Source organism: Streptomyces sp. NPDC110618, from assembly GCF_055657065.1.
This window is the reverse complement of the sequence record NZ_JBVKBN010000007.1, coordinates 20,041-31,788: the sequence shown is the minus strand read 5'-3', so window position 1 is coordinate 31,788 and position 11,748 is coordinate 20,041. Positions and strand designations below refer to the sequence as shown.

At 72.9% G+C, this 11,748-nt stretch carries 9 protein-coding genes; 5 read left to right on the top strand and 4 right to left on the bottom strand.

What is annotated here, in order from left to right; translation table 11 throughout:
• Nucleotides 1–129 precede the first annotated feature (129 nt).
• The gene (locus ACZ7L7_RS15230) at nt 130–927 is read left to right on the top strand and encodes a peptidoglycan DD-metalloendopeptidase family protein (protein WP_453606440.1); all 798 of its coding nucleotides are present in this window, start codon (nt 130–132) and stop codon (nt 925–927) included.
• Here the strand turns inward: ACZ7L7_RS15230 and ACZ7L7_RS15225 are convergent.
• From ACZ7L7_RS15225 to ACZ7L7_RS15215, 3 genes are all read right to left on the bottom strand, one after another.
• Nucleotides 882–2,327: a serine/threonine-protein kinase gene (locus ACZ7L7_RS15225; protein WP_472076062.1), complete on the bottom strand. Its 1,446-nt coding sequence runs from the start codon at nt 2,325–2,327 to the stop codon at nt 882–884. The two genes, ACZ7L7_RS15230 and ACZ7L7_RS15225, sit on opposite strands and share 46 nt — an antisense overlap.
• Complete coding sequence (locus tag ACZ7L7_RS15220) at nt 2,324–3,088, bottom strand: serine/threonine protein kinase (protein WP_285515637.1); 765 nt, start codon at nt 3,086–3,088, stop codon at nt 2,324–2,326. Before ACZ7L7_RS15220 ends, ACZ7L7_RS15225 begins: the two co-directional genes overlap by 4 nt.
• An 80-nt stretch (nt 3,089–3,168) precedes the next feature.
• A complete protein-coding gene (locus ACZ7L7_RS15215; protein WP_471430983.1) occupies nt 3,169–4,317 on the bottom strand; it encodes a serine hydrolase in 1,149 nt (382 codons plus the stop codon).
• Nucleotides 4,318–4,599: 282 nt separating this feature from the next.
• Between ACZ7L7_RS15215 and ACZ7L7_RS15210 the strand changes: the two genes are divergently transcribed.
• From ACZ7L7_RS15210 to ACZ7L7_RS15195, 4 genes are all read left to right on the top strand, one after another.
• Complete coding sequence (locus ACZ7L7_RS15210) at nt 4,600–5,517, top strand: hypothetical protein (RefSeq protein ID WP_285515639.1); 918 nt, start codon at nt 4,600–4,602, stop codon at nt 5,515–5,517.
• Nucleotides 5,518–5,619: 102 nt separating this feature from the next.
• Nucleotides 5,620–6,042: a peptidase inhibitor family I36 protein gene (locus tag ACZ7L7_RS15205; protein WP_285515640.1), complete on the top strand. Its 423-nt coding sequence runs from the start codon at nt 5,620–5,622 to the stop codon at nt 6,040–6,042.
• 125 nt (nt 6,043–6,167) lie between these two features.
• Nucleotides 6,168–8,027: a glycoside hydrolase family 15 protein gene (locus tag ACZ7L7_RS15200; RefSeq protein WP_453606448.1), complete on the top strand. Its 1,860-nt coding sequence runs from the start codon at nt 6,168–6,170 to the stop codon at nt 8,025–8,027.
• Entirely contained in the window at nt 8,024–9,412 is a 1,389-nt protein-coding gene (locus ACZ7L7_RS15195) for an MFS transporter (protein WP_453606450.1), read from the top strand. Before ACZ7L7_RS15200 ends, ACZ7L7_RS15195 begins: the two co-directional genes overlap by 4 nt.
• Nucleotides 9,413–9,419: 7 nt before the next feature.
• On the opposite strand, the gene ACZ7L7_RS15190 is transcribed toward ACZ7L7_RS15195, so the two are convergent.
• On the bottom strand, nt 9,420–11,555 hold the full coding sequence (locus tag ACZ7L7_RS15190) for a SpoIIE family protein phosphatase (protein ID WP_472076059.1): 2,136 nt from the start codon (nt 11,553–11,555) through the stop codon (nt 9,420–9,422).
• Between the last annotated feature and the right edge of the window lie 193 nt (nt 11,556–11,748).

Sequence of the window (11,748 nt, the reverse complement as noted above, 5' to 3'; positions counted from 1 at the left end):
CGGTCCAGGACTACCGGCCGGGCCGGGCACCGTCTCTCCGCAAACTTCCGGATGCCGTGCGGGCCTTGCGCACCGCTAGCGTCCGAGTCCGACCACTCGTCACCACTCGCTGTCCCCCGGGAGGAACCCATGCGTCTTGGTCTGCGCGGCAGAAGGCTGCGGACCGGCCTCACCGCCGCGGCGTCCCTGCTGCTCCCCCTCGCGGCGGCCGCCCCCGGTCATGCGGCCGCACCGCAGGCGGCACCGCGGGCCGCCGCCGCGTACACCGCCTCCTGTCCCACCGCCGGTGTCGTCACCCAGGGCTACAGCGGCTCCCACGACGGCGTCGACATCGCCAACAACCGCGGCACGCCCATCTACGCGGTCGGCCCCGGCGAGGTCATCGCCTCCGGACCGGCCCAGGGCTACGGCCAGTGGATCCGCATCCTGCACCCCGACGGCACCGTGACCGAGTACGGGCACATGTACCACCGGGACGTCTCCGTCGGTCAGCGCGTCACGGCCGGCCAGCGCATCGCCCTGATGGGCTCCGAGGGCGAGTCCACCGGATCCCACCTCCACCTCAGGGTCCGGGTCGGCACCTCCACCTCGGTGCGCGGCATCGACCCGGTGCCCTACCTGCGCGACCGCGGCGTCGGCCTGCCCTGCACCCCCGGCGGTGGCGGCGGGGGCGGGGGCACGACGGTGACGGCGTGGACGCAGGCCAACGTGCGCGCCTGCGCCTCGACCTCGTGCGAGAAGAAGAGCGTCGTCTACCCCGGCCAGACCTACCCCGCCCACTGCTGGGTCGTCGGCGAGAGGATCACCGACGAGGGCATCACCAACGACAAGTGGGTCCGCCTGCCCCTGAACGCGGGCGGGGTCGGCTACGTCAGCGCGATCTACCTCAAGGGCGACGAGACCGGCGGCGTCAGGGACCAGTGCTGAGCCGGCAGGGCCGGGAGCGCGGGTTTGTCCCGGGTGCGCGCCTCGGGCAGCCAGGCGGTGGTCCGTACGTTCTGAGCGCCCTTCTCGGGCTGGGGCAGCCGCACCCGGAACCACGTCGACGAGCGGACGCCCGCCTCGTCGGTGACGGGGACACCGCGCTCCAGCACGCACTCCGCGGTCAGCCGGTCGCCGTGCCACACCCGGGTGCGGACCGTGTTGTCCAGGACGTATGCCTCGGTCGGGTCGACGGCCAGGCCGAGGCTGCACTCCGGGTGCTGGTCGTCGCGGGGCCGGCAGGTGTCGTCGGCGTTGTAGACGGTCAGCCGCACCGGCTGCGCCGTACGCCCGGAGTTCCTGCCGGAGCCGCCCGCGCCGAAGTCCCACAGCTCCCAGGTGACACCGCCCGCGCCGAGCACGGCCAGTGCGGCGCCGGCGGTCAGCGCCGCCGCCCGTCTGCTCCTGCGCGGCCGGGCGGCGGGCAGCTCCTGGCCGTGCCCGGCGGACCGGACCCGCTCCAGCAGGCTCTCGGCGGTGTGCGCGGCGCGCTCGGTGTGCGTGGGCAGCAGACAGTCGGCGGCCAGGGCCCGCCAGAACTCCGGTACGACGGCGTGCAGCCGCAGCGGCGCCCGGCCCTCGGCGTACTCCTGGACCGCGGAGGCGCGGGAGGTGAAGGTGGCGCCGGGGAAGGGCGAGGCACCCCCGGTGAACACCTGGTGGATCATCACGCCCAGCGCCCACACGTCGGCGGTGGTCCGCACCCGCACCCCGCGCTCGTCCAGCGGGGCCCGCCACCGCTCGGGCGGCAGGTAGTCGGGGGAGCCGAGGGGCGGGATGTAGCCGTGGGTGCCGCGGGTGCCGTCCAGTTCGGCGGTGAGCCCGAAGTCGGACAGCCGCGCCGAACCGTCCGCCATGATCAGGACGTTGTCCGGTTTCAGGTCGCCGTGCACCCAGCCCAGCCCGTGCAGATGGGCCAGCCCCTCGCAGACCTCGGTCAGCAGCCGGTCCGCCTCCGGCAGGGGCCTGCCGTCGGCGGCGTCGAGGAGGTCCTGGAGGCTGCCCCCGGCCCGTTCCATGACCAGGACGACGGCACCGTCGAGGCCGGGCACACCGGTCTCGTCGAGCACCTCGGAGTCCAGCAGCCGCATCAGGCGCGGATGGTGGGCCCGGGTGCCGAACTCGATCTCCCGCCGCGCGGTCTCCGCCAGCCGCTCGGCCCGCCGCGGCGCGAGCCCCGACACCGGCAGGAACTTCAGCGCGACGGCCGGTCCGTCCGGCTCCTCGGTGTCCCGGCCCGCGTACACCCGCCCCCAGCCGCCGTCGGCGATCGGCTCGGTGACCTCCCAGCGGCCCACCCGCAGGCCCGCGGGGATGTGCAGCGCTCTCTCGCCCGTCGTGCTCATCGACGACCCCCCGCCGGCTCGGCCGTACGGGACGGCAGCAGCGCCAGATGCTCCTCGCGCACCAGCCCGAACCGCAGCGCGACCCCGACCACGGCCTCCCGCTTTCCGGTGCGCCGGGCCGTACCCTCCGCCTCGCCCCGCAGGCGCAGTTTCTGCTCGGCCAGGTAGTCCAGGTGCGCGGTCACCGCCCGCGCGGTCAGATTCGACAGCCCCGGGTGGTTGCGGATGCGCTCCACGATCTGCGGGGTGGTCGGCACGCTCACCGCCGACTCGTCGCGCAGCCGCGGCTCGCACAGCGCCACCAGGACCAGGAAGTACGTGGCGGTCTCGTCCAGCGAGTACGCGTTGACCGTACGCGTCCCCCAGGCGCCCCCGGGATCGTCGGCGTCGAGATAGACGTGGTCCGGCGCGAACACCTGGAAGCTCACCGTCGAACCCCGGGTGGGCAGCACCACCCGGGCGAACTCGAACGGGATCGGCGCCCCCGACCGGCGCGGCGGGACGCGCAGGTACTCCCCGGCGCCCTCCGGGTTCTCCACCAGGTAGCTGTGGCTGGTGGAGTAGTTGGTGAGCTGCCAGTGGTCCTCGGTGACCCGGATCTCCCCGGCCAGCCGGGAGACCGCCGGGTCGGGCAGCACCAGCTCGACCGGACGGGCCGCCGAGCCCCGGCCGAAGCGTGCCGACTCCCCGGGTCCCAGACGCAGGGTGGTCGGTTGTTCCGTGCGGTGCGCTGATGGCACATGGATCAGAATGCCGCTCATCGGCAGACTTCCCTCCCCCGAAATCGGCCTGGCCGAGCGGCACTCCGGTGGGTGGTGAAGTGGCCGCTCGCCAGTGTCCTCTACGAGGAACAGAGGGGCACGCCGGGGAGCTGGTTGCCTGGTGAACGAAGGTAGATGTTCGTCATGTAGCCGCCGTACTGCGGGAGATGGGCCCACCAGGTGTTCGTGTAGGGCGGAACGCTGACCTCCTGCCCCTGCTTCTGGCAGCTCACCAGCACTTCCGCCCCGGCCGGCAGGGAGGTCAGCGGCGCGGAGTCGACGGTGGTCGGGCGGGGGCGGACCTTCACTCCCGAGCCCCAGGTGCCGACCCAGGTCCCCTCCGGGCGGACGGCGCCGGGCACGTCGAGGGAGCGGGTGAGCCGGTTGACGGCGGTGTACGCCGAGCCGTACGGGGTGCCGTCGGGGTGCAGGGTGAACACGGCGACGATGGCGCGGTCGTCCTGCCCGACGGTGCCGGTGGTGTGCAGGGCCTCCTTGGTGAGGTCGACCCCGGCGGCGGCCCGCGCGGTCCTGCTCGCCGCGGGCTTGGGCCCGCAGTCGCCGGAGGCACCGAAGCCCGACCAGCCCTGCTTCACCGCGTACGGCCGCTCGAAGGAGCCAGGGATGCCGAAGTGCTGGTCGAAGCCGTCGGCGCCACAGCGCGTGGACTGGCGCAGATTGCCCATCACGTAGTCCCGCACCGGAGCCTCGGCCGTGTCCAGCAGGTACCGGTAGATCCGTACCGTGTCGGCGGCCGACAGCGACACATAGCCCCAGTAGTCCTCGTACCCGGCGGGCGGGCGGTCGGTGTCGGTCAGCCCCAGCCGGGCCACCGAGCGGTCGACGATCGCGGTCCGCCCGCCGAGCGCCCAGTAGTGGCTCGCGGCGGCGTCGTCGCTGCGGCGCAGCATCGCGTCGAGCCGGGTGCGGTCGGCGGCGGGCAGGGTGCGCGGGTCGTGGGTGCGCAGATAGTCGAGGGCGATGAGCAGCTTCACCACGGAGGCCGAGCGGAACTTCTGGTGCTCGTTGTGCCGTTCGGTGAAGGTCCCGGTCGTGCGGTCGAAGACCGCGACGCCCGCGCTCACCCCCGCGGGCACCTCCACCTGCCCGGCGGGGTCGGGGCCGGCGGCGGCCGGCGGGGCGCCGCCGAGGCCGAGGGCGAGGGCGGCGAGGGCGGCGGTGAGGGCGCAGGCGGACCGGCGCCGGGACCGGGCGGTCGTACGGGTCACAGGGGGGCTCCTTCTCGTTCGGGCCGTGGGTGACCGGCCGACGCTACGGCGGCCCATCAGCCGTACGACATCCGCAAGTTGACGGAGACCCGGGGGCGCCGGCCCGGCTCTACCGCAGCCCCTTCCGAGCTGTCATCCCGTGAACTTCCGGATGACGCGGGCGCCTTCGAGGCGGATACGTTCCGCAGCGTCGAAGCGAGACCGACGAGACCGAGACCGACGAGACCGAGACCGACGAGATCGAGACCGACGAGATCGAGACCGACGAGATGAGGAGTCCCGATGGGCGGAAAGGATCTGCTCCGGGCGCTCGCCGTGACGGGCCTGCTGCTCGTCACCGCCTGCTCCGCCGCCGACACCCCGGACGGAAGGGCCGAAGGCTCCCTGCGCACCGAACTGACCGACGCCGAGCGGGTGTTGCTCGGCGAGGCGGAGGAGCGGCTGATCGCCGCGTGCATGCGGGAGGCGGGCTTCCAGTACCGGCTCGATCCGGCCGCCCCGCGCGCGAAGGTACCGGAGCGCCGGTTCGGGCTGGACGACGTGGACTGGGCCCGTAAGCACGGGTACGGCCTGGCGGACGCGGCCGGCAGCGGCGACCGGGGCGGGAAGTCCGCGGCGCCCAGAAGTTCCCAGGACCGCTACCTCGCCACCCTCACGCCGTCCCGCCTGGCCGCGTACGAGCGCGCCCTGAACGGCACGAAGCCCGACGCGATCGTCGTCCCGGCGCCCGGCCGCGGCGAGATCTTCACCGCCGCAGACGGCTGTCGCGCCGACGCCCGCCGCGCGCTCTACGGCGATCTGCGCAAGTGGACCGAGGCCAAGGCGACCGTGGTGAACCTGGCCTACGTCACCTACGACGACGTAGTGGCGGAACCGCGCTACACCGAGGCCCTCGCCGACTGGCGCGCCTGCATGAGGAAGCGGGGCCTGGACTACCCCGACACCTCGCGGGCCGTCGGCGCCGTGGCGAAGGAGAACAACTCCCGCACCCCGGAGCAGGCGCGCGAGCGCGAGGTGGAGGTGGCGGTCGCCGACGCCGAGTGCAACCGCTCGGCCGGGCTGTCCAGGACCGGCACCCGGCTGCAGCGGGAGCACGTACGGGACGCCGCGCGGCACGAGTACGCCCGCCAGACCCGCTACTACACCCGCACGGTCACCACCGCGCTGGACTGGGCCCGCACGGTCACCGAGACCGGCTGAGCCCCCACCGAACCCGGCATGCCGCCGGAAGCAACCCACAAGAACCCACGAGAAGCCCACTGGGACAACCCACTGGGAACCCACGTGTACAAGGAGAGCTCCATGCGTATGCGCAAGCGCGCCCTGCTCGGGCTGGCCCTGGCCACCGCCCTGATCCCGATCGCCGGAACCACCGCCCAGGCGGACGGCACCCAGCCGACCTACAGCCGGGAAAACCCGGGCAACTGCCCGTCCGGGTCCCTGTGCGTGTACAGGGGCATCAACTACCAGCAGGACGGATGGGGCATCGCCGAGTTCAAGCACTCCAACCCCGTCTGGTCGAGCACCATCAACGCCTACATCGCCCACCAGGACTCCTCCTGGTTCAACAACGGCACCGGCACCTCGTGGAGCTCCGTGGTCGTCTACTCGGACAACAACTACAGCGGCAAGTCCTTCTGCCTGGACAAGGGCTGGGGCAACAAGTGGGACCCGATCGCCAACGACCAGGGCGAGTCCAACCAGTGGATCCAGGGCACCTGCTGATCCCGCGGCCCGGGGCCTGATCGCCACGGAGTGCGCCCCGGTCCGTCCGGGCGCACTCTGTAGGCAAGCCCTCGGTGTGCGGGCCGGCCCTTCGGCCCGCGGGCCCGTGGGGAAGGAGGCATCTGGTGGACCGTTACCCGCCGATCGCCGACCACGGCATGGTCGGTGATCTCCAGACCGCGGCGCTGGTCTCCTCCGGGGGCACCGTCGACTGGTGGTGCACCCCCCGCTTCGACGCGCCCAGCGTCTTCGCCTCCCTCCTCGACAGCGAGCGGGGAGGCTACTGCCGTCTCGCCGCCGACCTCCCCGACGGGACCGGTCTCACGGTCCGGCAGCTGTACCTGTCGGACACCGCGGTGCTGATCACCCGGTTCATGGCCCCGGACGGGGTCGGCGAGGTGGCCGACTTCATGCCGCCGCTGACCGGCGCGGCGCCCACCGACCGGCACCGCCTGATCAGGGTGGTGCGGGTGGTGCGCGGCACCCTGCCCTTCACCCTCGTGTGCCGACCGCGCTTCGACTACGGACGCGCCGCGCACACCCTGGAGCACGTCGACACCGGCTCGGCGGTCTTCCACGGCCCCGGCCTGGACCTGCACCTCCAGGTCAGCAAGCCCGCCGTGCTGCACGAGGACGCCGGTGACCTCACCGCCCGCTTCACGCTGTCGGCGGGCGAGTTCGCCGCGGTCGTGCTCACCAGCGCGGCGAGCGGAGGCGCGGCGCCGCCCCCGCTGTCCCGGGACTCCATCCGGGGCGAGTTCGACGCCTGCCGCTTCTTCTGGCTGGGCTGGCTGCGCTCCTCCCGCTACCGGGGCCGCTGGCAGGACATGGTCAACCGGTCGGCGATCACTCTCAAGCTGCTCACCTACGCCCCGACCGGGGCGCCGATCGCCGCGGCCACCGCGGGGCTGCCGGAGCAGATGGGCGGCGAGCGCAACTGGGACTACCGCTACACCTGGGTCCGGGACGCCTCCCTGTCCGTCGGCACCCTGATCGACCTCGGCTTCACCGAGGAGGCCCACGACTTCCGGCGCTGGCTGCGCGACCGGCTGGCGGCCGGGGGCGCGGCGTCCGGCGAGCCGCTGCAGATCATGTACCGGGTCGACGGCGACCCGCGGATGCCCGAGGAGATCCTCGACCACCTGGAGGGCTACCGGGGTTCGTCCCCGGTGCGCATCGGCAACGGGGCCGCCGACCAGATCCAGCTCGACATCTACGGCGAGGCCGCCGACGCCCTCGCGCGCGGCGGCGCGGTCGCGGACGTGCGGGGCTGGCGCTCCTTCGCCTCCATGCTCGACTGGCTCGCCGAGTCCTGGGACCGGCCCGACGAGGGCATCTGGGAGACCCGCGGCGGCCGCAAGGACTTCACCTACAGCAGGCTGATGACGTGGGTCGCCTTCGACCGGGGCATCCGGGTGGCGGCCCGGCAGTCCCGGCCCGCGGACCTGGCGCGCTGGCGGCAGGCCCGGGACGCCGTCTTCGAGCAGATCGTCGACCGGGGCTGGAACCCGAAGCGGGAGGCGTTCGTGCAGCACTACGACGCCGACGTGCTGGACGCCTCGCTGCTGCTGATGCCCCGGGTCGGCTTCCTCTCCCCGCGCGACCCGTCCTGGCTGAGCACGCTGGACGCCATGGGCGAGGAACTGGTCAGCGACAGCCTCGTCTACCGCTACGACCCGGCGGCCTCCCCGGACGGCCTGCGCGGCTCCGAGGGCACCTTCAACCTGTGCAGCTTCCTGTACGTGGAGGCCCTGGCGCGGGCCGGGCGGCTGGCCCAGGCCCGCTACGCCTTCGACAAGATGCTGACCTACGCCAACCACGTCGGCCTCTTCGCGGAGGAACTCGGCCCGTCCGGTGAGCAGCTCGGCAACTTTCCGCAGGCGTTCACCCACCTCGCGCTGGTCGCCGCGGCCATGGCGCTGGACGAGCAGCTGGACACGGCGGCGGAGCGGATGACGGCCGTGCCGTCCGGGGCAGCGGGATGACATCCGGCCCGGGGACGTCCGGGGTCCTCCTGCCACTCGCCCTCGCCCAGTTCATCTGCAGCTTCGCCGGCTCCAACATGAACGTGATGATCAACGACATCAGCGAGGACCTCGACACCACGGTGCAGGGCGTGCAGGTCGCGATCACGGTCTTCCTGCTGGTCATGGCGGCCCTGATGATCCCCGGCGGCAAACTGACCGACCGCTACGGCCGCAAACGGTGCTTCCTGGCCGGGCTGGTGATCTACGGCATCGGCGCCCTGCTCAGCGCGGCCGCCCCCGGTCTGGGCGTGCTCATCCTCGGCAACTCGATCCTGGAGGGCGTCGGCACGGCCCTGCTCATCCCGCCCGTCTACATCCTCACCACGCTGCTGTTCACCGAGACGACCTCCCGGGCCCGGGCCTTCGGAGTGATCATGGGGCTCGGCGGCATCGGGGCCGCCGCCGGTCCGCTGATCGGCGGGCTCATCACCTGGGGCCTGTCCTGGCGGGCGGCCTTCGTCTTCCAGGCCCTGGTGATCGCGGGCATCGTCCTGCTCAGCCGCAAGATCGAGGACCCGCTGCCCCCGGACCCCGAGCGGCCCTTCGACGTACGGGGCGCGGTGCTGTCGGCGGCGGGCCTGATCCTCGTGGTGATGGGCGTACTGGCGGCGGACAACAACGGGTGGCTGACGCTGGGCCTGATGGTGGGCGGCGCACTGGTCCTCGTGTGGTTCTTCCGGTCGGCGCGCGCCAAGGAGCGGGCGGGGGAGGAACCGCTGCTGTCCCCGTCCCTCTTCCGTAACCGCACCTCCAACCTCGGTCTGATCACCCAGAACGTCCAGTGGCTGGTGCTGATGGGCACATCCTTCGTGGTGGCGACCTACCTCCAGGTCGTCCGCGGCTACAACGCGATCGAGACGGGCGTCATCTTCACCGCCGCCACCCTCGGCCTGCTCGCCTCGTCCCTGGCCGCCGAACGGCTGGCCGAGCGGCGGGCCCAGCGCACCCTGGTCATGGCGGGCTTCCTGCTCACCGCCGCCGGAATCGGCGTCCTGCTGGCCCTGGTCGCGGGCACCCCGAACCCCTGGGCCTTCGCCCCGGGCCTGCTCCTGATCGGCCTCGGCCTGGGCGTGATGCTGACCCCGTCGGTCAACATCGTCCAGTCCAGCTTCCCCGAACATCAGCAGGGCGAGATCTCCGGCCTCTCCCGCAGCGTCTCCAACCTGGGCTCGTCCCTGGGTACAGCGGTCGCCGGAACCATCCTGGTGTCGGGCCTCACGAAACACGCCTACGCGGCGTCGATGATCACCCTCGCGGCGATCGCGGTCCTGGGCCTGGTCGCGGCGGCCCTGCTCCCCCGGTCGACGGCACCGAGGACGAAGGCCGCGGGCGCCGCGAGGTAGCGGGGCGTCAGGGAGTGTGCCGCGGGCACAGCAGGAGCAGGGCGATGTCGTCGAGGCGGGGGGCGGAGAGCAGTTCGGCGTGGTGCAGCAGGGTGTCCGCCAGGGTGTCCAGGTCGTACGGCGGTGTCGTCGAGAGCCGGCGGGCCAGCGTGGTGATGGCGTCGTCGATGTCCGTGCCGGGCTTCTCGACCAGGCCGTCGGTGTAGAGGACGAGGACGGCGCCGGGCGGCAGGGCGGTCTCGGTGGAGGCGTAGTCGGCGTCCGGGACGATACCCAGCAGCAGGCCGGGCGGCAGCCGGAGCACATCGGTCGCGCCGTCGGGCCGCCGCAGGACGGCCGGGGGGTGTCCGGCGGAGGCCAGCCTGACCCGGCCGTGCTCCAGGTCGAGCTGGGCGATGAGGCAGCTGGCGAACAGACCGGGGTCGAGGTCGGTGAGCAGCCGGTTGGTGCGGGCGAGGATCTCACCGGGTGAGGACCCGGCGGTGGCGTGGGCGCGGACGGCCGTGCGGAGCTGTCCCATGAGGGCGGCGGCGGTGCTGTTGTGGCCCTGGACGTCACCGATCGCCACGGTGGCCGTCGCGGGGGCGCCGGGGATGAGGTCGTAGAAGTCGCCGCCGATGTCCATGCCGCGCCCGGCGGGCCGGTAGCGGGCGGCGACCGCGAGCCCGGGGATCTGCGGCAGGGCGCGGGGGAGCAGTCCCGTCTGCAGGGTGTGGGCGAGGGCGTGCTTGGTGTCGTAGAGGCGGGCCCGGTCCAGGGCCTGGGCGAGCAGTCCGGCCAGGGAGGTCAGGATGGCCCGCTCGGCGGGCGGGAACGGGCGGGGCGCGTCGTAGCCGAGGACGAGGGAGCCCACCGGCCGCCCCGACACGATGAGGGGGAGGAACGCCCAGGCGGCCATCCCGTCCTGGTGCACCGCCCTCGGGTACGCCCTCTTGAGATCGGCGAAGGAGGGGAAGAACGTCGCCATGCCCGTGTTGACGGCCCGCACCGCGGGGGTGTCGGAGGTGAGGGACATGCCGTCGAAGCGGGCCATCAGCTCGGCGCTGTAGCCGCGGTGTCCGACGATCCGCAGTCTGCCCTCGTGCACGGTCCCCAGCGCCAGCGCCCGGGGGCCGAAGGCGGGCACGATCTGGTCGGCGGCCAGCTCCACGACGTCCTCCACCCCGACCGCCTCGGTGAGGGCGGTGGCGAAGTGCGTCAGGTGGAAGAGCCCGTTCGCGGAGACCGGCTCGGCCGGCCTCACCCGCGTCTCCTCCTGGGCGCCGGGCGGCTCCCCGTCGGCGGGGGTGATGTGCACGCTGATGCCGCTGTCGCCGGGATACATCTGGAAGAACAGCCAGGTGTCCGGCGGCCGCCGCGCGGTGAAGGAGATCGGCTGACGGGCGACCACGGCCGCGCGGTACCGCTCCTCGACCCTCGGGTTCTGCAGCCAGGCCAGCACCTCCCACGGGCGGTGGCCCAGCAGCGAGGCGGCGTCGGCGTCCACCAGTTCCGCCCCGGCGGCGTTGATGAACAGCAGCCGCCCGTCCAGGTCCAGGGCGCAGCAGCCGATCGGCAACCGCTCGGTGAAGCCCAGCGCCGCGATGGCCTGGGCCGGGTCGATGTCGCTGGGCCGGGGCGCCGAAAGCAGCCGCGGCCGCTCCAGTCGCGGCAGCGGACGGCCGCTGTCGACGGCCCCCCGCCACAGCTTCGCGGCGCTCCGGCAGCACCGGGCGATCGATTCCCGCTCGGCCGAGCTCAGCCGCGGCGGATGCCACGCGGGCCACAGCAGCACCAGCCCGCCCCACACCACGCCCCGGCCCGTGATCGGGACCGCGAGGAGCATGAAGTCGTACGGCAGGACCACCCCGAGCCGGGGATAGCGGCGCGCCGTCTCCTCCTGGTCGCACAGCCAGATCCAGCGCCGCTCGCGGATGGCGTCCGCCACCGGGATCGCCGCGTTGAGCGGGATACGGGCCCAGGGTGCGGCGATCTGCTCGGAGATACCGGAGGCCAGCCCCATGCGCAGCACCCGCTCCCCCGGGGGCAGCAGATACAGGAAGGCCGTCGACGCCCCGGTGTCCCGTACGACGTCGGTCAGGAGTGAGTCCGGTACCACGGCTCCGGCGTCGGCACCGGACGAAGCCTCTACGGGGTGCTGCATGGCGGACACCCGCTCCGGCCGCACGCCACCCATATCTGGACGATACGCCCGGCCTCGCCCGCCCGCCTCCCCACCTGAAGCCGGTTTCAGGGGCTTGCGCTCATCTTGTGGCGATCTTCGCCTTTTTGGTTAAGCTGAAGTACTTTACTGGGCTCTTACGCTCTGTTGAGCCCGAGGTTACTCACCCGTGAAT